Genomic DNA, 23,630 nt, shown 5'->3' with positions numbered 1-23,630 from the left:
TTAATAGCCAGCAAGCAGTTCAAAGTGAGTAACCACTTACATGCAAAACAACTAAAGCTTGCATAAAACATTAACAATTAAACCTAGATTAGGAGATTACGCTATAGGTTTGATTAGCGTACAATTAGCTCCATAGTTAACACCACCTCTATGTTGCCATGCCTTTTACCTTCAAACTCTTTCACGTCGATGACAGCCGTTGCGGTATGCCCGTCAGTACTGACGGTGTACTTTTGGGTGCTTGGGCGCCGTTAGTACAGGCCAAGACCATACTCGATATTGGTGCCGGCAGTGGCCTATTGAGCCTGATGGCAGCCCAACGAAGCCAAGCCAAGATTACCGCAATTGAGCTAGACACAGACGCTGCCCTAGACTGTCAGCAAAATTTCAAAGCCTCCCCCTGGTCAGAGCGCCTCGAGGTTATCTGTTGTGATATCCAGGCTTACAATCAGCCAGACGCTCAAGCTAACAATCAAGCCGAGCCCCCCAAGCAGTTTGAACATATCATCTGTAATCCGCCCTACTTTGCCAATGGCCCGCAGTCGAGCAATGCCTCCAGAGCCACGGCGCGCCATACAGATAGCTTAAGTTTCGATAGTCTGCTAGCAGCGATAAAGCAGCTTTTAAGCCCTCAAGGCTCTGCCAGCCTTATCTTGCCGACGGAGTCGGTCTGCTTATTCGAAACAAAGCTCAGCAAATATAGGCTTAAGCTGAGCCAAAAGTTGCTGGCGGCGAGCGTTGAAGGTAAAGAAGCCAATCGACAGATCTTGGTTTTATGCCATACCTCGGCCTTAATCCATGACTCCAAAAGAGAAACCCAGCCGGTTGTGGCACCTAAGCTTGATGATGTTGTCCCGCAACAGCTTTATATTCGTGAGAAAAATGGCCATTACAGCCAAGCCTTTAGCCTATTGAGCAGAGATTTTTATTTAAAGCTTTAAAGATCTAGCGATCTAATCGTTTAAAGTCGCTTCTATAAGCTTTATAATACTCGGCTATTATTTATTGAGATGCCACGCATGCAATTTGAAGATCTCCAGCTTGACCCTTGTTTGTTAGAGTCACTGAAAGCAATGGGCCATAACAAGCCCACTACGATACAACAGCAAACAATCCCAGTCGCAATGGAGCAAAGAGATATCTTAGCTCGTGCGCCTACTGGTACGGGTAAGACGGCAAGTTTTCTTCTACCTGCGTTGCAGCACCTAATCGACTTTCCACGTCGATATGGCGGCCGTGCACGAGTATTGATTCTTACTCCTACTCGTGAACTTGCTAGCCAAATTCACCGTTATGCCAGCCACCTTGCTACAGGCCTAGGTTTAGACACAGTGATCATCACTGGTGGCGTACCTTATGGTCCTCAAGAAGAAGCGCTACAGAAGAACGTTGATATCTTAGTTGCCACTCCAGGCCGTTTAATGGAGTACCTAGACAAAGGTCACTTCAACGCTGAAGAAGTAGAAGTATTAGTTATCGACGAAGCAGACCGCATGCTAGACATGGGTTTCTCGGCAGTGGTTGAAAGCATTGCTATCGAGTCGGTTGGCCGTAAACAAACCATGCTGTTCTCAGCCACTCTTGAAGGCAGCGACGTGGGCCGTTTCTCACACAACCTACTAACGAATCCAGTTAAGCTAGAAGCTGAAGCGCCACGTAGCGAAAAAGCCAAAATCCACCAGTGGATCCATCTAGCCGATGATAAAGCGCATAAGTTTGCGCTGTTGTGCGCACTGTTGAAGCAAGAAGATGTGCAACGCACTATCGTCTTCGTTAAGACACGTGAAGCGGTTGCAAGCCTTGAAGGTCTATTGCAAAAAGAAGGCATCACTTGTGCATTTATGCGTGGTGATATGGAGCAAAAAGCTCGCTTCCAAGCGCTAGGTCGTTTCACCAAAGGCGAAGTTAATATCTTGCTAGCCACTGACGTTGCCGCACGCGGTATCGATATTGACGATATTACTCATGTTATCAACTTCGATATGCCACGCTCTGCCGATACTTATGTACACCGTATCGGTCGTACTGGCCGTGCTGGCGCAAAAGGGACAGCGATTTCGTTAGTTGAAGCCCATGACATCCGTGTTGTTGGTAAGATCGAGCGTTATATCGAGCAACCATTAAAGCGTCGTTTCATTAAAGACCTGCGTCCAAAGAACAAAGAAGCTAAGCCGCCAGGAAAGAAAAAAGCCGGTCCTGAAGGCAAAAACTTCAGCAAGAAGAACAAAAAGAAAAAGAAGAAGTAAAATTCACTTTTCTTAACCTAAAAGGGTCACATCACGTGACCCTTTTTTGCTCCCCTGTAGCAGAAATTGCTACCCTTTCGGCCAATAGGCAAACAACGTATCTATTCACGCAAAAATCACAGACTGAAACATTTTATTTACAAATAAAGTTGTCGCCTTGACTCTGACTCTGGTAATTTAGACCGTTAGAAAAGTCTATGCATGGAAAAGCGGATCAGATGATAAATAAAATTAAAACAATACTTAGGAGAATGTCTCCACTCTTTATTCTTCTAGTCTTTATTATCGCGGCGCAATTGCTGATCAGTACCAAGGAAGCCCCTGAACAGAAAGCCGATACGGCCCCAGTGCCTATTGTTGATGTCACTCAAGTGCAGCAACAAACCGTCTCATTAAACCTCCCCTCTTATGGCGTCGTCACCCCTAAGTACAAGACTCAGCTGGTGACCGAAGTACAAGGTCGTATGCTATCAATCTCGACCAACTTTGTTGCCGGGGGCGTGGTAAAGAAAGGCGATGAACTCGCCGTTATCGAGCCATCAGATTACGAGGCAGACCTGATGCAGGCTCAAGCATCACTTGCCCAAGCCCAAGCCGCGCTAGAAGAAGAGATGGCCAAGGGTGAAGTCGCGAAGAATGACTGGAAAGGCTACGACGGTGGTATTCCACCAGAGCTAGGGCTACGTCTACCACAACTCAAGCAAGAACAAGCAAACGTTAAGTTCCAGCAGGCCGCCCTTGCGCGTGCACAACGCAATCTTGAACGCACAGTTATACGTGCACCATTCGATGGCATCATCAAGGCACGCAACGTTGATCTTGGCCAGTATGTCACTCTGGGCACAAATTTAGGTGAGCTATACGACACCCGTATTGCCGAAGTAAGACTACCACTGTCGAATAACGACCTCGCCTACCTTGAATCGGTTGATAACCCAGATACACACGTAAGCTTAAGTGCCGATCTTGCTGGTCGAGTGATCACTTGGCATGGCAAAATTGTACGTAGCGAAGGCGTTATCGATGCCGAAAATCGTATGGTTTACTTAGTTGCCGAAGTAAAAGATCCCTATTTGCGAAACAATCGCGCTGAAGGCCAATTACCGCTTAAATATGGCACCTTTGTTACCGCAGTAATTAAAGGCCGTACCGTTGAGGGAATAGTAAAACTTCCTCGCCACTTAGTTCGTGATAATCAAGTAACCATAGTTCGCAGTGATAACAGCATAGAGCTTCGCACAGTCAATGTGGTGCGCACCGATCTAGAACATGTCTATATCAAAGGTAGCCTAGACGATGGCGAGCGCGTATCACTGACTAACTTGAGTAATGTTGAGGATGGTCAGATAGTCAAGATCGTCGGTGAAGACTCTAGTTCTAATCAAGACACTCAAGATGAGAACACAGAAAAGCAACTAGCTAACGCCGGGGGCCAATAATGAGCAACCAAAACGACACCCAAAAAGGGCTTATCGCTTGGTTTGCTAAGAATAATGTCGCTGCCAATCTACTGATGTGGATCTTAATCATAGGCGGCCTATTTAGCACTCTGATTATCAATAAAGAGATTTTTCCCACCTTCGAACTGAATTATCTACAGATTTCTGTCGCTTATCCAGGCGCTGCCCCTCAAGAAATTGAGGAAGGGATCAATATTAAGATTGAAGAAGCGATTCAAGATATTAATGGCATCAAGAAGATTTCTTCCGTTGCCAGCGAAGGGGTCGGCTCGGTCACTATCGAGGTCGAGGACAGCTACGATCCGCAAGATATTCTCGATGAAGCTAAACTGCGCATCGATGCCATCTCCACGTTTCCGGTCAATATTGAGAAACCTAATATTTTTCGTATTAAGCCAGAAAACAATGTGATCTGGATTTCAGTCTATGGTGATCAGTCGCTGCAAGAGATGAAAGAGCTGGCGAAAACTGTTCGTGACGAGGTGGCCTTATTGCCCGCGGTCACTAGAGCCCAAGTGACTGGTGTACGTGAATACGAGATAGGCATTGAACTGTCTGAGGATAAACTCAGAGAGTATGGCCTGACTTTCTCTCAGGTAGCGCAGGCAGTACAGAACTCTTCTATCGACCTCCCCGGTGGCTCTATTCGCGCTAAAGATGGCGATATCTTACTGCGCACCAAAGGTCAAGCTTACACAGGTGAAGACTTCTCGCAAATCGTAGTGAGCACTCGCCCCGACGGTAGCCGTGTCATGCTGCCACAAGTTGCCACCATTAACGACAGCTTCGAAGAGCGCTTAGAGTACACCCGCTTTAATGGTCAACCTGCGGCGATTATTGAAGTCCTGAGTGTCGATGACCAAAACGCACTGGATATCTCCGAGCAGGTTAAAAGTTATATCGAGCAGAAACGCGATGCACTTCCTGCTGGCGCTAAACTCGATACCTGGGGCGACCTCACCCACTATCTTAAGGGCCGTTTAAACATGATGCTGTCGAACATGTTTTACGGTGCACTTCTGGTATTTATTATCTTGGCGTTGTTTTTAGAGATAAAGTTGGCCTTCTGGGTGATGATGGGACTGCCAGTATGTTTCCTCGGCGCCATGCTGTTTATGCCACTCGAGCCCTTCTCGCTATCGATTAATATGTTAACCCTATTTGCCTTCATTCTGGTGCTGGGGATAGTGGTTGATGACGCCATTGTCATCGGCGAGAGTGCCTACACAGAGATAGAAGAAAAGGGGCACTCGTTAGAAAACGTGGTCAGAGGGGCCAAGAAAGTGGCCATGCCCGCAACATTTGGTGTACTGACCACCATTGCCGCCTTTATGCCTATGCTGATGGTCTCCGGCCCACAAGGCATTATCTGGAAATCCATCGGCATGATAGTGATCTTATGCCTGCTGTTTTCTTTGGTGGAATCAAAACTGATTTTACCCGCTCACCTTGCGCATATGAAACCGCGTAAACCCAGAGAGCAGCTGGGATTGCTTGGTCGCTTAAAAGCCCGTTTGAATGACAAGGTACAATACTTTATTCACAATCAATACCGTCCATTCTTGGAGCGCTGTATCGTGCAGCGCTACAATACGGTAGCGGTTTTTGTTGGCGTGCTCATACTCTCTATCGCATTAGTGATCAGTGGTCAGGTTCGCTGGGTCTTCTTCCCCGATATTCCATCTGACTTTATCCAGGTACATATCGATATGGATGAAGGCAGCTCGGAAGAGAATACTCTTAAAGTTGTGCAGGAGGTCGAAGAGGCCCTGTACGCCATGAACGCTCAGATGGAAGAAGAGTTTGGCTATCCGGTGGTGAAGCACAGCTTTATCAATATGAGCTCGCGCACCTCAGCCTTCCTATTCGCCGAGCTAACGAAAGGGGAAGACCGCGACGTTGATGGTGAAGCCATTGCCACCGCTTGGCGCAAGCAATTGCCAGAACTCGTCGCGGTGAAGAAGTTAAATATCAATGCCAGCACCAACGATGCTGGCGGTGATATCTCCTTTAGACTGACATCGAGTAATCTTGACCAACTATCTAAAGCCTCTGAGGAGCTCAAGCAGAAGCTTCGCAGCTATGAAGGGGTGTACGATATTTCCGATAACTTCTCCTCTGGCAGCCAAGAGATCAAACTAAAAATCCGCCCCGAAGCCGAAGCATTAGGGCTGACACTGTCAGATCTTGCTCGCCAAGTACGTTATGGCTTCTACGGTTATGAAGCTCAGCGTATTTTGCGTAACAAAGAGGAAGTTAAGGTAATGGTGCGCTACCCGCTAGAGCAGCGCCGCACCGTAGGTCATCTCGAGAATATGCTTATTCGCACCCCTAGCGGCGCGGCGGTTCCCTTCTCAACAGTAGCTGAGCTTCAATTGGGTGACTCCTACTCCTCGATTACCCGTGTCGATGGTCGCCGTGCGATTACCATTATTGCCAATGCCGATACCAATAAGGTTGAGCCATCTAAAGTGGTAGGCGAGATCCAAAAGGATTTCCTACCCGCGCTGCAGGCTAAATACCCTAACATTTCAACCGCACTCGATGGCGGCAGTGCCGATGAGCAGAGCGCGCTGATTAGCCTGCTACAAGGCTTCTTCTTCGCGCTGTTCACCATCTATGCCCTGATGGCTATTCCGCTTAAGTCTTATAGTCAGCCACTTATCATCATGTCGGTGATCCCATTCGGTATGATCGGTGCCCTATTCGGTCACTTCATCCTTGGGCTGAATATGAGTATCTTGAGCCTCTGTGGCATCGTGGCACTAGCCGGGGTTGTAGTGAACGACTCACTTATCTTGGTCGACTTTGTTAACCGTGCTCGCGCCGAAGGACATAGCATCATCAAGGCCGCCGTCGATTCGGGCTGCTACCGTTTTAGGGCGATTATCCTTACCTCTCTGACGACTTTTGTGGGCTTAGTGCCTATCTTGCTTGAGCGAAGTCTACAGGCTCAGATTGTGATCCCTATGGCAGCATCACTAGCATTCGGTATTTTGTTCTCGACTGTGGTCACCTTAATCTTGGTACCAATCCTTTACATCATATTGGATGACGTGAAGCGTGGCTTTAGCCGTTTCTTCCACTGGTGGTGGCAACCTAAGTCCGATCAAGCTTCGGTATAAACGCTTCGACATAGATAGGTCATAAGTCATAGCGCTTATACCATAAGCCTAGTCAGATTCATGAACATAACCGCCAAAAGGGAGACATTGAGTCTCCCTTTTTAATGCAGCTCACAGGCTCTATATTAGAGAATCCGATCCAGTAAACAGATTTAACCAACCTGAACCATTATGCTCTTGTTCATCATCTCTCGATAAGCTCACTCATGACTGACAACCAAGCCACACTTGTTTACGATATCCGTAATAGCCGCTACCTCAATATCACTGGCCGTTGCACCTTAAGATGCCAATTTTGCCCCAAACATAATGGCAGTAAACAGGTACACCAATACCAACTCGATCTTAATCGCCAGCCTAAGAGCGAGGAGTTGATTGCGCAATTGGGCGATGTGCCAAAATTCGATGAGTATGTGTTCTGTGGTTATGGTGAGCCAACGTTAAATTTAACAACTCTACTTGAGGTCGCGGAGGAGATTAAGCAGCGTGGAGGTCAGGTCAGGATCAATACCGACGGGTTAGGTAATCTGTTTCATCGACGTAACATCTTGCCTGAACTCGCCGCTTGCGTTGATAGCCTGTCGATTTCACTCAATGCCGATACCGAGGCGCTATATCTACAGCATTGTCGCCCAAAACTAGCGGGCGCTTACCCTGCCTTACTCGAATTTATTAAGCTTGCACCACAATATATTAAGGATGTGCAAGTATCTGCAATCAATGGCTTAGAAGGAGTTGATATCCAGATTTGCCGTGAAATAGTTGAAACCAGAGGTGCGAGCTTTAAACAACGAGAGCTCGATATCGTCGGTTAACAAACACTGGTTAGAGGGGCAATTCGTGTTAAGATACTGAGCATAATAACTGTAATCAAATTCGATACATGCTAACCCGCAAACAACCTTTATTGATAAGTGCCCAGGGGATCCATTGGTCCCAAGCTCGTATTTTAGCCGCCGCTAGTCAGTTCTGTATGCTACTAGTGTCGGTGATCATTCTAACTAATATCATTATCACCTTAGGTGAAAGGCGTTTGCAGGAAGACTGGGCAACTCAGAGATACAGTGAGCTACAAGCCGTTGGTGCGTTAATCTCAGATAAAGTGACCTTCCAGCAGTTTAGAACCCAGATGTTCGCCAAGTCAGAACTGCTTAAACATTACCTTGCGCTACCCAGCCCTGAAAACCAAGCTAAGCTACTCGATAACTGGGACATTCTAGTCGATAACGTCCCAGAACTATTAGGCATTGCCCTATACGATCCGCAAGGCCAGCACAGATTTGCTACCACTAATGACTTTGGTAAGGAGAGCCTCCCTCCCGCATTACTCGGTGCTACCCGTAATATGGGTGGCAATGAGATTTATACCTCACCACTTGAATTTACTCCGATTAACGGCAAACTTGAGCCATTTATGTATCAGTTCGCTTGGCTTGAGAATCCTGATCAGAGTATACGTGGCTACCTGGTGACCTATAACTCGATGTCAAAAATGCTCAAAAGCATAAAACCCGCCTACTCGAGTAAACAAGCACCGTTAATGATGTTAGATACTCAGGGCTTACTCTATGCGGGAGCCCAGTCAAAACCCAACATCAGCCGTTTACCTGAAACCATGGGCGGCAGCTTGAAACAGTCCTACCCAGCTCTTTGGCGCAAGATGGCGATGAGCAATTTTGGCCAGTTCCATGGCGATATTGCGACTTTCGTTTATTTGAAGGTGGAACTGACGACTCAATATGAAACTCGCCGTGAATATTTCTTAGTCTCTTATATCAAGAATGCAGACATAGCTTCCAAATTCTCTCAATGGCGCAATATCCTTATTGGGGGAGCGATACTGCTCACCTTACTGGCAAGTTTTGTCATCTTCTTGACCCACGCGTACCGATTAGTGCAGCGTTCTCGTGAGTTTAGTATCGACATGACTAACCGCTTATTCGATAGTGAGGACGGTTGCGTTATCGCTAACGATAGTGGTCGCGTGCTAACGGCCAATCCAGCTTCATCTAAGCTGCTAGCTCTGCCTCTCGATGAACTCTCAGATCGTAGCTTACAACGTATTCTTAATTTGAATGACGATCAATATAGTGATTTCCTCCAAATCATGGAGGCAGAGCAACATTGGCAAAGTGAGCTCAGTATTGATAGTACGCCTGAGTCTTGGCTGAAAGTTCGTGTGCGCTTTGAAATCAGTAAAGATGAGAAACGTCGTTATATGCTGGTCACTTTTGAAGATATAAGCGAGCTAAAACAGAGTCAAAAAGAGGCGATGTTAAACTTCTTACTTAACGACGGCCCCATGGCTTGTGTATTAACCGATCCTAAAGGTCTTGTGGTTAAGTCAAACAACGCTTTCAATATCTTGCTTCAAATTGAAGATGATGAGGCACTAAACGTTACCCACTTATTAAGTGAAGATTTTAGCAAAAATTGGCCGCAAATAGCCCAACAGTTGATTATTCAAGGTACCTGGAAGGGACAGGTATTTGCCCTAATTGATCATAAAGAAGATACTTGCCTACAAACAACCTTGAAAGGCCATCTAGACAGTGGCGGTGAACTAGAGTTCATCCTCTGTACTTTTGAGCCAGCAAGACTCGACCCGGCCAATGGAGCCGCCAGTGGCTTAGTACCACACAGAAGCACGGTCTTCAATCACAAGGGCGATCTAGAGCGATACTTCAATAATTTAAGCCAGCATTGTAAGGACTTCTCCAGCTTATTGATGATAGATATCAGCGCCGAAGGTATGTTGAGTCATATGAGTGATATTGGTCAGCTTGAATCCCGTCAAAAAGAAGTGGAGATCCATTTACTGCGAGATCTACCTCACCGCTACCAAATGTCCCATTGGCAGCTTGGTAAGCTTATCGTAGTATTGCCAGATACTGACTCAGATCAGGCACATTACTTCGCCATTGAGACACTCAATAAGCTCACAGACAATGGACTAGGAGAAGGGATCTGCATCGGCATCGCCTCCTATCAAGCGGGGCAAGATCTTGAGCAGTTTATTGCCAATGCCGAAGTGGCCCTAAAGCGGGCAAAACAGACTGGGGAACAGAATATCTGCCAAGCCTACACCCGACTATTATCTTAGGTGACGGGCTTAAACGATTAACTAAGCCTTGGCCTTGCCTCCTTTTAGTTGAAATGAGTTTAGTTATATTCAACTTCGTTAGACTTACCTTAGTTAAAGTAAGTCTCGCAACATTAGATAAGCCCTCACTCTACAAGAGGGCTTGCACCTTTTAGCTCTTCTTCGAAAGGAGCATCTTCCATACTAGCGACTCCAGAAGGCAAGTCACTCTCGGTGATCTCAATAATCGCTGAGCGATTCATGGTGATTTTGTAGCGCGCATATTGAGAAGCTTGCTTACCTTCACGCAGCGCAACAATCAAATTCACTTGATAGCGTCGTTCAACGGACTCATTACTTATCTTGCCGTCTTGTTCCTTATAGATCTTAGCCTTACCGCGCTCCAAGTTACGAGCAAAAGGCACAAAACTAAAGTTAACCTGCTCCTGGATCATCGAATATCCCGCTAAGAAGTCCTTCTGAGAAACCCGAGTATGAATACCGTAATGGAAGATCTCTGAATCAATTTTATTCTGACTATGTCGCTTAGTCAGGATCTTTGATACGGCTTCTGGTAGCTCTTTTTTACGCATAAATTCAAGCCAAACTAATTGGCGAGCTATGGTATTTTTACTGGTGGTATCGCTTAATACTCGACTCCAACGTGGCCTACCTTTTTGAATAATACGCCACATCGCATTACGAATATCGTCTTTAAAGATTTCACGAAAACCGTAGATCACAGCCAGCGTCAGCACTAAGGCAATCGTCAAGCCACTAAAAAAGCCCTGAGCCTTGATAATCAACGCTGAAACCACCAACATCACCATCCCAGTAGCAATACCTGTAGTCATCTTCTTAAGCCCTACCCCTAAGGTTTTTAACTCCTCTTTAAGTACAACCCCCTGCTGGATGAGGCGGCGCAGAAGCAGCATCTTATTGGCAATTCGATTGGGATCTTTGACGGTTTGTGCCGAGTTATAATTATGCTCTTGTCGGTACAACGCCTCGGCCCGGCAAAGCGTAACCACCTTGTCGGTTATCTCAGTAAAGTCACTGCTTCTTGGCGCGTGCGCAAGCAACTTGAGTAAGCGTTGCTCACATAACCAGGAAAGGTAGTTATCGGCGTTTTCAAAATAGGATTTCCACTTTTCATCGCTAGGCTCGTTACGCCTAAAACGCTTGAGTAGATGAATAACCTGCTCACTCAACTCATCGAGTGAGTGATAAAACTTTTCAAGATCTTCAATCTGGGACAATTCTTTACTATCGGTCTCAATGGCTACCGAAAACTGGTAGGCAAACAAGTTCAAGTAGAGCCTGAACTCGTCGACGGTGCGCTTTTTCTGGCTCACAAAGCGACTCTGTACTAGGGGCAGGTGTAGCCCAGAAGAATAGTATGAGCGACGCCCAGTAATCGAGGAGTGGTAATACTCCTCCTCATTGAGGCTTTGTGGGTTGATCCCCATCTCTTTAGGAAGAAAAAAATACAGATCGAGACGTCGGCTATCACCGGATTCCATCTGATGAAGAAACTTAATCGACAGCGCCTCTTCTTGTTTAATTCTGACTTTAGACACGACTACCTTTCTTTATGTAATAGGTGACCACGTTGAAGTGGAGTAAAGCTAGTTAAAATTTTGAGGTTATTGAGGGACCAACAATCATGAGTGAACGACTCGTTGTAGCGCAATTTTAGTCAATGAACTCGGCTATAAGATACTGTGGATCATTGAGACAAATTACTGCTGCTAGAGTAAATTGCCACAACTGACAGAAGGCCCTGTAACAATCGCGCTATTGAAACAGCTATTGTGAAAATAGTCCTGATAAAAATCATGCCCTAAAAGCCATATTGACTCTTTTAGTCTAACCGATATTTCACAAGTTATTTGAACTAAGTGACTCAGTTTAGCCTAAATGTCCAATACTTTTGCAGAGTCACTGTAAAGGCGATGACTATTTAATGAGTTTGCAGGCCCACAGATGGTTGCCCGGATCAATCTTGACGGTCACCGCTCCTGCGACTTTGTTCATCTCTAGTACTTTAATCAAAAACTGTTCTTTCTGGGCATCACCCAACATCACTTCAGCCAGCTGAGATGCACTCTTTGATAATCTCTGTTCGTCTTTTTCAAAAAGCCCTCTAAGGTATTGGCCATTTGCTAAGTTAACCTCATAAGTCAAAATCGGAGCCTGAATTTTTTCTACTGTGCCGTTAGCCTTCACCTTACGGATTAAAACTCCCTGCTTAAATAAACTAAAGGCCACATCAATACCATGCCTAGTATTTTTTAAATACAGCTCACGCTGTCCAACAAAACCTTCCCCCACACGATAAACACTTGATGTACAAGTTAGAACAGAATTTTCATCGGGGTCGACTGTATGTTCAAGCAACAAACATAAACCAAAAATAAAGGTTAACGTCGCTAAAATCGGCGTAGGCTTAAAACCAGAAAACGCACACTTCTTCATAAGTTTATTCACAGATCCCAGCCTCTTTGAGCCAGGTCGCATCTATAAAGTGCCAGTCGTTAGCCACATTCAGCACTTTTAAGTTTCTACAATTTTTACCGTCGTCGGCAAAATTATTCATCACAAATTGCACTCTATCGCCATCATCAGATGGAGCGACATAAACGCGCTGCCATTTAAGCTTGTCACAACTTGCGAGTTGTTGCGCCAACTCCTTTACTCGGCTTTGATAATTTTGCTTATCTTCATCACTTTCGTAAATAGGCACCAATTTTGATTGAGTTCCCGCTATGGTAATTTTGTCAGGCATCGAAAGACGAATATCTGAGGTAGTAGTAAGGTTCATTGCTAAAAAGGTTAGCAAGAAGATCCCAAGAGTAAGACACAACAGATAGTTTTTTATCGATATTCCCTGCAATACGGCGCGGTTAAGCTTTGACTTACCTTTAGCGCTGACATGTAGCAGGTATCCCTGTTTAGCAATCACCTCGATCCATGCTGCGTGTTCAGCGCCAAGAAAACGCCTAATGTTGTTTACGGCGTTGGCAATTTCATGATGTCTCACTACCGCTGGTAAAAGCTTATCGCACATCGATTCTATAGACACGACCTGGCCTCTCGACGCCAGTAACTGCTCGATAACTAAAAATTCAATGTTAGATAATTTAAACGTAGAGGCTTTTTCTGGGCTAATAAAAATCAGCTCTCTAAGCTCTACATCAAATCGGTATGGGCCTATATACACGTTTACAACTCTGACTCAATAATTACCAAATAGTTTACTGGCAATCACGTATAGAGTCCGTGATTAATTAACATGAAATCGAGGGTGGATTTAGCTTTCGTGAGGTCTAGCACACTAATTTTGTTATTATTTAACCAACTGGCGATACATCTAGATACACAAATGAATTACGGGTTGATATTTGTAAATTACCGAAAAACTTACCGTTCAAAAGAACACCAAACAAAAACAAAAAGGCACCTTCCCGGCGCCTTTTGCTGACAAAAATTTACACTTCTTAGCGCAACAGACAAATATCGGACTAGGTCGATATCCTCGCTGTCAATCTATTTAGAAGGCGTATAACAGAGTCATGTTTGTCTCTGTATCTGTGCTTTCTTTGTCATCTAGTGGACTATCGTTGTAACGAACAATAACTGCAAATTTCATTGCTAGTGCACCCACGATATTGGCTGTAATAGCCGACTCAGAACGCCCCTCTAGGCTATCACCATAGTCAGCAACAAATAGCTGGGTAAACTTAGAGGTTTCACTGAACTCATAGGTGAAGTTAACCGCACCGTGAGCGACAACGCTATCTTCGTTATCATAACCGAGTATTGCGGTCTGCTCATCATCTAGCTTCTTGTAGATATAACCAGGACCTACCTCAGCACTTAGGAACATGTTACCGCTATCGATAAACTTGTGACCATAACCGGCAGAAGCGACTGCCTTGTAATCATAACCAGTAAAGGGATCGACCTCATAGTTACCAGTGATATACATATAGTTCTTCTCATCGAACTTGTAATCACCTTGAATACCACCGTAGTAACGCTTAGCGGTAACCTCTCCGGTGTCTTCTTTATACAAGCCTTCGAAAAGGTATTGGTTTTCCCAATTACCTAGCTCTTGTAGCATGTTTAAACGACCTTTTACCGACGAGGTTTCAGTGTTACCTGTGGTTAATGTCGCACCGAGCTCTGCTTCACCAGCAAAGGTCTTATCGCCTTCTACAAAGTCTGCCCCTGCGTGCGCAGCAAAAGGAGCCGCCATTACCACTGCCATAGCCGTAAGCATTTTTTTCATATTATCAGTACTCCGTTTACCAAACTCCCTAAAAACCGGCGCAATCTTAACATTTTGTTCTAATAATTGAAAATGAGTAGTACACCATTGGTGTTATCGCAAATTCAAATGTTGTAATACTAATTGGTATTACAAACAACAGACAAAAAAATACCTGCACATAGGCAGGTATTTTCTAAACTGGATTTAACCAGCTATTGAAATCTGAGTTACTTGATTTGTGGATCTAGTTCGCCAGACTGATAAGCTTTATACATAGCTTGCAGTGACTTAGGCTTGATCTTAGACCCCATACCCGCACAACCGAATGCTTCGTAGCGTGTAGTACAGATATCTGCCATCGCTTCCATAGACGCCTTCAAGAATTTACGTGGATCAAATTCTGCAGGGTTTTCAGCAAGGAACTTACGTACCGCACCAGTTGATGCTAAACGTAAGTCTGTATCGATGTTCACCTTACGCACACCATGCTTAATACCTTCAACGATCTCTTCTAATGGCACGCCATAAGTTTCAGGGATAGCACCACCGTACTGGTTGATGATCTCTAGCCACTCTTGCGGCACTGAAGACGAGCCGTGCATTACAAGGTGAGTGTTAGGAATACGTGCGTGGATCTCTTTGATACGGTCGATACGTAGCACGTCACCGGTAGGCTTACGGCTAAACTTGTAAGCACCGTGGCTAGTACCGATAGCAATCGCTAGGGCATCGACGTGAGTATCGGCAACGAAACGCGCCGCTTCTTCAGGCGTCGTTAGTAGTTGGTCATGGCTTAGAACACCTTCTGCGCCAACACCATCTTCTTCACCTGCCATACCGGTTTCTAGGCTACCTAGACAGCCGATTTCGCCTTCAACAGACACACCACAAGCGTGAGCAAAAGCGACTGTACGGCGAGTCACGTCTACGTTGTACTCGTATGATGCTGGTGTCTTACCGTCAGCCATCAAAGAGCCGTCCATCATTACTGATGACATACCCAACTGAATAGAACGCTGACAGATATCAGGATCTGTACCGTGGTCCTGGTGGATACATACAGGAATGTCTGGGTACTGCTCAAGAGCGGCTGCCATCAGATACTTTAGAAACTGTGGGCGAGCATACTTACGAGCACCAGCCGATGCCTGAACGATTACAGGGCTGTCAGTCGCTTCAGCAGCCTGCATAATTGCACGCATCTGCTCAAGGTTATTCACGTTAAACGCTGGAACGCCATATCCGTGCTCTGCAGCGTGATCTAACATTTGACGTAGGGAAATTAAGGCCATTTTTTACTCCAATAATAGGGTGAGTCGCCTCACCAAGGTCACTATCGTTTGGATGGATTTTTATGCTCTAACGTTGCCAGTTTTAAACTGGTTAACACTAAAGCGGTTACTTTTAATTTTTATTGTTATCTATGCTGCAAAAAAACAGTCTTATCACCAATTGCTATAGCGCTTTTTAAGACTGTTTTATATACAAAACTGCTCACTGGTTTGTTGGCGGCTAGTGTAACCCTGACAAATGTCGATTTAAAGTCTGCCAACAACCAGTTTGGTAATTATTTTGTATGTTACCGCCAATCAGTGTCGATTACTGGCCACGGCTCTCAAGCATGGCAACAGCAGGCAACTCTTTACCTTCTAGGAACTCAAGAAAAGCGCCGCCACCCGTAGAGATATAAGAGACTTTGTCAGCGATATCGTACTTATCGACAGCCGCTAATGTGTCACCGCCGCCAGCGATAGAAAAGGCATTTGACTCAGCAATCGCCTGAGCAATACGCTTAGTACCTTCACCGAACTGATCGAATTCAAATACACCGACAGGGCCGTTCCAAACAACGGTACCGGCATTTTTGATGATTTCAGCAAGTGCTTCAGCGCTATCAGGACCGATATCAAAAATCATATCAGTGTCAGATACATCGCTTACATCTTTCAGCGTCGCAGCAGCTGTAGGGCTAAACTCACCCGCAACAACTACGTCCGTTGGTACAGGAATGTCGCCGCCACGGCTTTGAGCGTTAGCAACTAAGCGCTTTGCTTCTTCAATCAAATCGGCTTCATAGAGTGACTTACCCACTTTGTGACCAGCAGCAGCAACGAAAGTGTTGGCGATGCCACCACCCACTACCAGTTGGTCAACTTTAGTAGAAAGACTTTCAAGCACTGTCAGTTTTGTCGATACTTTAGAGCCACCAACAATTGCTACCATTGGGCGTGCAGGGTTATCGAGTGCCTTACCTAAAGCTTCTAGCTCACCAGCAAGTAATGGACCCGCACAAGCGATAGGTGCATGTAAACCAACCCCATGAGTCGATGCTTGTGCGCGGTGAGCCGTGCCGAATGCATCCATCACGTATACGTCACAAAGTGCCGCCATCTTCTTAGATAGCGCTTCATCGTTCTTCTTCTCACCCACGTTAAAGCGAACGTTTTCGAACACAACCACTTCACCGACAGCAACTTCGATACCGTCAAGGTATTCGGCTGCAAGGCGTACAGGGCAATCTAGCGCCTTTGTTAGGTAATCAACCACAGGCTGCATAGAGAACTCAGCGTTGAATTCACCTTCCGTTGGACGTCCAAGGTGCGACATCACCATTACCGCAGCGCCTTTTTCAAGGGCAAGCTTAATCGTTGGAAGCGAAGCGCGCAGACGTGCATCACTTGTTACCACACCATCACTTACTGGTACGTTAAGATCTTCGCGAATAAGCACACGCTTACCTTGAAGGTCTAAATCTTTCATATTAAGAATCGTCATTTTCATGCTTCCTTACTATTTAAGTTAAAGTTAAAAATTAAAGTTAAAAATTAAAGTTAAAAATTCAATCAAACTGTGCAACAAGACCGCCGGGACACAACACCGACGCTCAGGTTCTAGGTTCTAGAGCCTAGGACGCTTCGCTGCTAGAGCGGACTACGTCCTGCTAGAAACAGCAAAAGCAACACTGTATTTTTATGTAGGTTAGGCTTTAGCCCATCATCAATGACGGCATAAATGCCGACCTACTTTTGAACAAGGTCTTAGGTTTTAGGGCGTTCGCTGCGAGGACGGGCTACGCCCTACTAGGAAGAACAAAAGCCCCACCTTTGCCGTTTCTTAGTTTTCCGGCTCTTACCGTCTCAGCTTGTCCCGGCCTTTCCCGGCTTTTCCCGGCTTTTACCGTCTTAGCTTTTCCTAGCTCCTGCTTTTCCTAGAACCTGCATTTCCTAGCCCCTAGGACCTTCTCTGCTCTTAAAACCTAAGACCTTCTTTAAACCTTTTTAGCCTTTATCATCTCTAAACTGGTATCGAGCATGCGGTTAGCAAAGCCCCACTCGTTATCGCACCACAGCAATAACTTAACTAAGTGGCCATCACTGACTCGAGTCTGCGTACCGTCAACAATGCTTGAACGCGGATCGTGGTTAAAGTCGCACGACACTAGTGGCTCATTGGTATAGCCCACAACCCCAGAAAACGATCCTTCAGAAGCTTGCTTAAGCACTCGGTTCACTTCTGCAATATCGACGCGCTTATTGAGCGTAACGGAAAGGTCGATTGCAGTAACATTGATGGTAGGCACGCGCACAGAGATCGCTTCAAACTTGTCTTTCATGTGCGGCAAGATGCGCTCAATACCACGAGCAAGTTTAGTATCTACTGGAATAATTGATTGACCAGCGGCGCGGGTTCTTCGCAAATCGTCATGATAGGCATCGATAACTTGCTGATCGTTCATCGCCGAGTGGATTGTGGTAATGGCACCACTTTTGACTTCGAAGTGCCTGTCGAGCACATCGATAACCGGTACGATACAGTTTGTTGTGCAAGAGGCATTAGACACAACCGTATGTTCGGCTTTTAATAATTCGTGATTCACACCATACACTATGGTGGCATCGACATCGCTTGACGATGGATGGCTGATTAATACTTGTTTAGCACCCGCTTGAATATGCGCCTCACATTCCTGCCTGTCGTTAAGTACGCCCGTGGCCTCGAAAACGATGTCGATATCCATCTCTTTCCAGGGCAATTTAGCAGGATCGGGTTCATGCAGCAGCTTAATGGCATCATCGCCAATAATCATATGCTGATTGTCGAGTTTAACTTGGGTGTGAAAACGTCCGTGAGTGGTGTCGTATTGGGTGAGATGAAGCATCGCTTCCGGCTTGGCTAACTCGTTAATTGCCACAATCTGAATACGATCGCGTTTGGCAGACTCATACAGTGCCCGAAGAATTGAACGACCAATACGGCCGTAGCCATTAATAGCGACTCTGATCATGAAAGCTTTCTATTCCCTTTAACAGCCCATTTGTTGATACAACAACGGCCTACCCCAATAGGTAAGCCGTTGTATCATAAATGCTTAGAGTAAAAAATACTTAAACAGTTATTGCGTATCATAGAGCAACTTATCGATGCAATGCAGATATTAACCCTTGGGTGTTCCCTTAGGTTAATCGCCCATTGCATCATTTGCCATAACACTGCTGTTGATTATAGCCCGTTAACGGTAGCTACAACGTTCTCAACAGTAAAGCCGAAGTGCTTCATCAAGTCACCGCCAGGAGCCGACTCACCGAAGGTAGTCATGCCCACAACCGCGCCATCAAAGCCAACATACTTGTGCCAGAAATCAACGTGAGCCGCTTCAATTGCAACACGCTTAGTTACGCTACGTGGCAACACAGACTCTTTATAAGCCGCATCTTGCTTATCGAACTCATTTGTCGATGGCATAGAAACAACACGAACCTTCTGACCTTGCTCAGTCAATGCTGCAGCAGAATCAAGTGCTAGTTGTACTTCAGAACCAGTAGCAATAAGGATTAGGTCTGGCGTGCCAGCGCAATCACTTAGTACATAACCACCTTTAACAACGTTTGCTAACTGCTCAGCGCTGCGTGCTTGAGCTGGTAGGTTTTGACGGCTGAAGATTAGCGATGTAGGCGCGTTACGGCGCTCGATTGCATTCTTCCAAGATACCGCTGTTTCAGCCGCATCACATGGACGCCATACAGTCATGTTTGGTGTCATACGTAGGTTAGCAAGCTGCTCAACTGGCTGGTGAGTTGGACCATCTTCACCTTGACCGATAGAGTCATGGGTGTAAACGAAGATGTTCTGAATACCCATCAGTGCTGACATACGTACAGCGTTACGTGCGTATTCCATGAACATCATGAATGTCGCACCGTAGTTGATGAAACCACCGTGTAGAGAAGCACCGTTCATGATACCGCTCATGCCGAATTCACGTACACCGTAGTAGATGTAGTTACCAGCAGCATCGTCTTGAATGCCTTTAGAACCCGACCAAAGCGTTAGGTTAGAACCGGCTAGATCTGCTGAACCACCTAGCATTTCTGGTAGGATTGCACCAAATGCACCAATCGCATTTTGTGAAGCCTTACGGCTAGCAATACCTTCAGCTTTATCTTGGCTCTCTTGAATGAAAGCTTGTGCTTTTTCTTCAAAATCTGCTGGTAAGTCACCTGTGATTACACGGCGCTTGTATTCTGCAGCCAGTTCTGGGAATGCAGCTTCATAAGCAGCGAACTTATCGTTCCAGCTTGCTTCATTTGCAGCACCAGACTCTTTAGCATCCCAACCCGCGTAAACGTTTTCAGGAATTTCGAATGCGCCGTGGTTCCAACCAAGGAATTCACGTGCTGCTGCGATTTCAGCATCACCTAGTGGTGCGCCGTGACAATCGTGGCTGCCAGACTTGTTTGGCGAACCAAAACCGATTGTGGTTTTGCAGCAAATCATTGTTGGCTTGTTAGTCACTGACTTAGCTTCTTCGATAGCAGCGCGGATTGCGTCGCTGTCGTGGCCATCTACGTTTGCAATGACGTGCCAGCCGTAAGACTCGAAACGCTTAGGTGTATCGTCAGTGAACCAACCTTCTACGTGACCGTCGATAGAGATACCGTTGTCATCCCAGAATGCGATTAGCTTACCTAGACCTAAGGTGCCCGCTAGAGAACAAGCTTCATGAGAGATACCTTCCATCAAACAGCCATCACCAAGGAAGCAGTATGTGAAGTGATCAACGATGTCGTGACCAGGCTGGTTGAACTGTGCAGCCAATGTCTTCTCAGCAATCGCCATACCGACAGCGTTACTAATACCAGCGCCTAGTGGGCCTGTTGTTGTTTCAACACCTGGTGTGTAACCGTATTCTGGGTGACCTGGTGTTTTAGAGTGAAGCTGTCGGAAGTTTTTCAACTCTTCGATAGGAAGTGCGTAACCAGTAAGGTGTAGCAAAGAGTAGATGAGCATAGAGCCGTGGCCGTTAGAAAGGATAAAGCGGTCACGATCAACCCATTCAGGGTTGTTTGGGTTGTGCTTTAGGAAATCGTTCCATAGCACTTCAGCAATATCAGCCATCCCCATTGGAGCACCTGGGTGACCAGAATTGGCTTTTTGAACAGCATCCATGGTCAATGCGCGGATTGCGTTTGCGAGTTCTTTACGAGATGACATGCTCTCTCCTGCTTCGTTTGAGGTATTGAGGCTTAGATAAAGAAAAGGGCCGCAAATTTGTATTTGCTTTTCCCTTCCCTACAGCAAATTTTGGAGCCATATTTTCGCCTACTAGGCTGTAGGACGCAAATTTAATTCACCCAGAATGAAAAAAATTGGCACTTTTAAGTTAGATAAATAACGCTTAGGCCACCTAAGCCTAACAAACTAGTCGTTTTTATCGACAATCAAGTTTGTTTAAGTCCACGCCGTCAGTTTTAAGTGCTGTTTTTTGATCATTTTTTATCGCGAACACTCCCCAGTGAAAATCACAAATAATCTTAATTAACAGTGTGATAAACAAAATATAAAATACATCTTTACCAAGATGGACAAAATAAATACCGCGAGTAACTGCACAAAATTTGGTGAAGGGGGTGTCATCAACTCGGTTTTCCACTAGAATAGCCGTCTAGATGTAGATACTTCTACACATTCAAATTGTTTAAAGACGAGATTTTCCATCATGGCAAAGCACTTGTTCACCTCTGAGTCGGTCTCAGAAGGTCATCCAGATAAAATCGCCGATCAGATTTCTGATGCGGTATTAGACGCAATTTTGGAGCAAGATCCAAAAGCTCGTGTAGCATGCGAAACTTATGTCAAAACTGGCATGGTTATGGTTGGCGGCGAAGTTACTACTTCTGCTTGGGTTGATATCGAAGAGATCACCCGTAAGACTGTACGTGACATTGGCTACACTCACTCAGACATGGGTTTTGATGCTGACTCTTGCGCCATCCTAAACGTGATTGGTAAGCAGTCACCAGACATCAACCAAGGTGTTGATCGTGCAGACCCTAAAGAACAGGGTGCCGGTGACCAAGGTCTAATGTTTGGTTACGCTAACAACGAAACTGACGTACTAATGCCTGCGCCTATCACTTACTCGCACAAGCTAGTTAAGCGTCAGTCTGAAGTTCGTAAAGACAAGACTTTGCCTTGGTTACGTCCAGATGCGAAGAGCCAGGTAACTTTTGCTTATAACAGTGATGGCAGCATTGCTGGTATCGATGCAGTTGTTCTATCTACGCAGCACAGCGAAGATGTGACTCAAGCAGACCTAATTGAAGGTGTAATGGAAACCATCATCAAGCCAGTATTACCGGCTAAGTGGTTATCTAAAGACACTAAATACTTCATCAACCCAACTGGCCGTTTCGTTATCGGTGGTCCAGTAGGTGATTGTGGTCTAACGGGTCGTAAGATCATCGTTGACACATACGGCGGCATGGCTCGTCACGGTGGTGGTGCTTTCTCTGGTAAAGACCCATCAAAAGTTGACCGTAGTGCAGCATACGCAGCACGTTACGTTGCTAAGAACATCGTTGCAGCTGGTCTTGCAGACCGTTGTGAGCTTCAAGTTTCTTACGCGATTGGTGTTGCAGAGCCAACTTCAATCAGCATCGAAACATTTGGCACAGCTAAAGTTGGCGAAGAGCTATTGATCGACCTAGTACGTCGTCACTTCGACCTACGTCCATACGGTCTAACAGAAATGTTGAACCTAGCTCGCCCAATCTACCAAGCGACTGCAGCATACGGTCACTTTGGTCGTAACGAGTTCCCGTGGGAAGCTACAGACAAAGTTGACGCACTACGCGCTGACGCCGGTCTATAATCGTTATCGATTAATTCGGCGTTGCTGGTTCAACGCTATGAAAAACCGCCACTTGGCGGTTTTTTTATGTCTGCAATTTGCAGTATTAGGTTTTGCATCAACGTGACACAATTACGCAAGACGCCATAAATAGCGTATTACAGTTAACTTCCAACTGTAGTGGTTTCAATGACCTGCGGTCGGCGTATGTGCAGATACTACTGAGACTCGCTGCAAGTACATCTGACCTCCATGGACGGAGGGAATGCCAAATTCTGTATGGAACAGAATTGGTCCTGTAAGCTCTGCGAAAACAAAAAACATCCTTGTTAAAAGGCCAGTTCGGTATCCATACCTCTCGTTCAAGAGCCTGATAACTTCGTTATCTTTCACCATGCCATCGAAGGCCTCAGTCGCATCTACACTAGGTTAGAAAAGCAATATGACCTAACCTCTGGTGTTTGCTCTACAAGAGCTATCGCAAGTAGTATGGATTTGGCTTAGCATCATAATTTTCTTTTAGTCGGTAAGGATAAACAGCACAGTGCAATTAACTTGGTTAGCGCCTGATGAGCGTATCGAGGTGAAGAAGTTCTACCGCCAATATATGCCCTATGCACGATTGTTGCAGAAAGAGTCTGTCTGCGTGTTAACACAAACTGACTCGACTTCGGCTAACGATGTTGAAATTGCTTCCTCTGCCGTCACTTGCTCAACCATAGTCGCTAGTGCACGTATTCGGCCTATTGGTCAGTTAGCCATTTTAACTGGGATGTTGGTGCATCCAGATTTTCGTGGCCAAGGTGTTGGGCATCAGTTGATGGATGAACTGTCATCCGTTATCAATAACGGTAAGACCTATATTTTCGCCTTAGCGCATCTAGAAGGGTTTTATTCTCAACATGGGTTTGGTGTCATTGCGGATGCGCCCAATGATATTGCGCAGTTGTTTCTCAAGTATCAGGGGGATAGTGAAAGGTTGGTGTTAATGGGATTAACCCCCTCTCCTCAGTGAACCTGTTGCTATACCGCCACGGTAATACTCAGTTGCAACGTTCAGCAACACGGGTTCCAATGACCTGCGGTCAGCGCATGTGCAGACACTGCCGTGACACGCTATAAATACATCCCTGTAAGCTCGGCCAAGAATAAGTGGGGTCAGAGTAAACTTTCCACAAGACTCACAGGAAACACCTGTTCCCCATCGGAGTTGCCGAAGGTATTGAAGTCAATCGCGTGAGCGAGGCATGGATGCCGAGATAGCCTTAGGTGAGCCATGGATGGCGAATATGAGGCGATAGCTGAGGCCC

16 protein-coding genes are annotated in these 23,630 nt (G+C 45.8%); 8 read left to right on the top strand and 8 right to left on the bottom strand.

Annotated elements, in window-relative coordinates:
* Window positions 1-158 precede the first annotated feature (158 nt).
* The 6 genes from Q1A86_RS00580 (at window position 159) to Q1A86_RS00555 (ending at window position 9,934) form a co-directional block, all read left to right on the top strand.
* Window positions 159-941, top strand: coding sequence for a methyltransferase (locus Q1A86_RS00580; protein WP_299801726.1), 783 nt, complete (start codon window positions 159-161; stop codon window positions 939-941).
* A gap of 78 nt (window positions 942-1,019) precedes the next feature.
* Window positions 1,020-2,246: an ATP-dependent RNA helicase SrmB gene (srmB, locus tag Q1A86_RS00575; RefSeq protein ID WP_299801724.1), complete on the top strand. Its 1,227-nt coding sequence runs from the start codon at window positions 1,020-1,022 to the stop codon at window positions 2,244-2,246.
* 218 nt (window positions 2,247-2,464) lie between these two features.
* Window positions 2,465-3,685 (top strand): efflux RND transporter periplasmic adaptor subunit, encoded by a 1,221-nt coding sequence (locus tag Q1A86_RS00570; RefSeq protein WP_299801722.1) that lies wholly within the window; start codon window positions 2,465-2,467, stop codon window positions 3,683-3,685.
* Window positions 3,685-6,831, top strand: a complete 3,147-nt coding sequence (locus Q1A86_RS00565) for an efflux RND transporter permease subunit (protein ID WP_299801720.1) — start codon at window positions 3,685-3,687, stop codon at window positions 6,829-6,831. Before Q1A86_RS00570 ends, Q1A86_RS00565 begins: the two co-directional genes overlap by 1 nt.
* Window positions 6,832-7,037: 206 nt before the next feature.
* The gene (locus Q1A86_RS00560) at window positions 7,038-7,646 is read left to right on the top strand and encodes a TatD family nuclease-associated radical SAM protein (RefSeq protein ID WP_299801718.1); all 609 of its coding nucleotides are present in this window, start codon (window positions 7,038-7,040) and stop codon (window positions 7,644-7,646) included.
* 68 nt (window positions 7,647-7,714) lie between these two features.
* On the top strand, window positions 7,715-9,934 hold the full coding sequence (locus Q1A86_RS00555) for a PAS domain-containing protein (RefSeq protein WP_299801716.1): 2,220 nt from the start codon (window positions 7,715-7,717) through the stop codon (window positions 9,932-9,934).
* Between the two features lie 125 nt (window positions 9,935-10,059).
* On the opposite strand, the gene Q1A86_RS00550 is transcribed toward Q1A86_RS00555, so the two are convergent.
* The 8 genes from Q1A86_RS00550 to tkt form a co-directional block, all read right to left on the bottom strand.
* Entirely contained in the window at window positions 10,060-11,493 is a 1,434-nt protein-coding gene (locus Q1A86_RS00550) for a hypothetical protein (RefSeq protein WP_299801714.1), read from the bottom strand.
* Window positions 11,494-11,872: 379 nt separating this feature from the next.
* The gene (locus tag Q1A86_RS00545; RefSeq protein ID WP_299801713.1) at window positions 11,873-12,403 is read right to left on the bottom strand and encodes a hypothetical protein; all 531 of its coding nucleotides are present in this window, start codon (window positions 12,401-12,403) and stop codon (window positions 11,873-11,875) included.
* Window positions 12,396-13,136, bottom strand: coding sequence for a helix-turn-helix domain-containing protein (locus Q1A86_RS00540; RefSeq protein WP_299801712.1), 741 nt, complete (start codon window positions 13,134-13,136; stop codon window positions 12,396-12,398). The genes Q1A86_RS00545 and Q1A86_RS00540 overlap by 8 nt, the downstream gene beginning before the upstream one ends.
* 330 nt (window positions 13,137-13,466) lie before the next feature.
* Window positions 13,467-14,207 (bottom strand): YdiY family protein, encoded by a 741-nt coding sequence (locus Q1A86_RS00535; protein WP_299801711.1) that lies wholly within the window; start codon window positions 14,205-14,207, stop codon window positions 13,467-13,469.
* A gap of 209 nt (window positions 14,208-14,416) precedes the next feature.
* Entirely contained in the window at window positions 14,417-15,481 is a 1,065-nt protein-coding gene (fba, locus tag Q1A86_RS00530; protein ID WP_028765784.1) for a class II fructose-bisphosphate aldolase, read from the bottom strand.
* A 307-nt stretch (window positions 15,482-15,788) separates the two neighbouring features.
* The gene (locus tag Q1A86_RS00525) at window positions 15,789-16,964 is read right to left on the bottom strand and encodes a phosphoglycerate kinase (protein ID WP_299801708.1); all 1,176 of its coding nucleotides are present in this window, start codon (window positions 16,962-16,964) and stop codon (window positions 15,789-15,791) included.
* A 493-nt stretch (window positions 16,965-17,457) separates the two neighbouring features.
* Window positions 17,458-18,474, bottom strand: coding sequence for an erythrose-4-phosphate dehydrogenase (gene epd, locus Q1A86_RS00520; protein ID WP_299801707.1), 1,017 nt, complete (start codon window positions 18,472-18,474; stop codon window positions 17,458-17,460).
* Between the two features lie 215 nt (window positions 18,475-18,689).
* Window positions 18,690-20,681, bottom strand: a complete 1,992-nt coding sequence (gene tkt, locus Q1A86_RS00515) for a transketolase (protein ID WP_299801705.1) — start codon at window positions 20,679-20,681, stop codon at window positions 18,690-18,692.
* Between the two features lie 505 nt (window positions 20,682-21,186).
* Here tkt and metK point away from each other — a divergent pair.
* Together metK and Q1A86_RS00505 are read left to right on the top strand one after the other, a co-directional pair.
* The gene (gene metK / locus Q1A86_RS00510; RefSeq protein ID WP_299801703.1) at window positions 21,187-22,341 is read left to right on the top strand and encodes a methionine adenosyltransferase; all 1,155 of its coding nucleotides are present in this window, start codon (window positions 21,187-21,189) and stop codon (window positions 22,339-22,341) included.
* 523 nt (window positions 22,342-22,864) lie between these two features.
* Window positions 22,865-23,335, top strand: a complete 471-nt coding sequence (locus Q1A86_RS00505; RefSeq protein ID WP_299801701.1) for a GNAT family N-acetyltransferase — start codon at window positions 22,865-22,867, stop codon at window positions 23,333-23,335.
* The last annotated feature ends 295 nt before the right edge of the window (window positions 23,336-23,630 follow it).

The sequence above is a fragment of the uncultured Shewanella sp. genome (genome assembly GCF_947497935.1).
Lineage (GTDB): Bacteria > Pseudomonadota > Gammaproteobacteria > Enterobacterales > Shewanellaceae > Shewanella.
Note: the sequence above shows the minus strand (reverse complement) of the source record. Positions and strands in the feature narration are given on the sequence as shown.

Excerpts from the sequence above, each read along its gene's own strand:
- Q1A86_RS00580 (WP_299801726.1), top strand. The coding sequence starts at position 159 with ATGCCTTTTACCTTCAAACTCTTTCACGTCGATGACAGCCGTTGCGGT.
- srmB (WP_299801724.1), top strand. The coding sequence starts at position 1,020 with ATGCAATTTGAAGATCTCCAGCTTGACCCTTGTTTGTTAGAGTCACTG.
- Q1A86_RS00570 (WP_299801722.1), top strand. The coding sequence starts at position 2,465 with ATGATAAATAAAATTAAAACAATACTTAGGAGAATGTCTCCACTCTTT.
- Q1A86_RS00565 (WP_299801720.1), top strand. The coding sequence starts at position 3,685 with ATGAGCAACCAAAACGACACCCAAAAAGGGCTTATCGCTTGGTTTGCT.
- Q1A86_RS00560 (WP_299801718.1), top strand. The coding sequence starts at position 7,038 with ATGACTGACAACCAAGCCACACTTGTTTACGATATCCGTAATAGCCGC.
- Q1A86_RS00555 (WP_299801716.1), top strand. The coding sequence starts at position 7,715 with ATGCTAACCCGCAAACAACCTTTATTGATAAGTGCCCAGGGGATCCAT.
- Q1A86_RS00535 (WP_299801711.1), bottom strand. The coding sequence starts at position 14,207 with ATGAAAAAAATGCTTACGGCTATGGCAGTGGTAATGGCGGCTCCTTTT.
- fba (WP_028765784.1), bottom strand. The coding sequence starts at position 15,481 with ATGGCCTTAATTTCCCTACGTCAAATGTTAGATCACGCTGCAGAGCAC.
- Q1A86_RS00525 (WP_299801708.1), bottom strand. The coding sequence starts at position 16,964 with ATGACGATTCTTAATATGAAAGATTTAGACCTTCAAGGTAAGCGTGTG.
- epd (WP_299801707.1), bottom strand. The coding sequence starts at position 18,474 with ATGATCAGAGTCGCTATTAATGGCTACGGCCGTATTGGTCGTTCAATT.
- tkt (WP_299801705.1), bottom strand. The coding sequence starts at position 20,681 with ATGTCATCTCGTAAAGAACTCGCAAACGCAATCCGCGCATTGACCATG.
- metK (WP_299801703.1), top strand. The coding sequence starts at position 21,187 with ATGGCAAAGCACTTGTTCACCTCTGAGTCGGTCTCAGAAGGTCATCCA.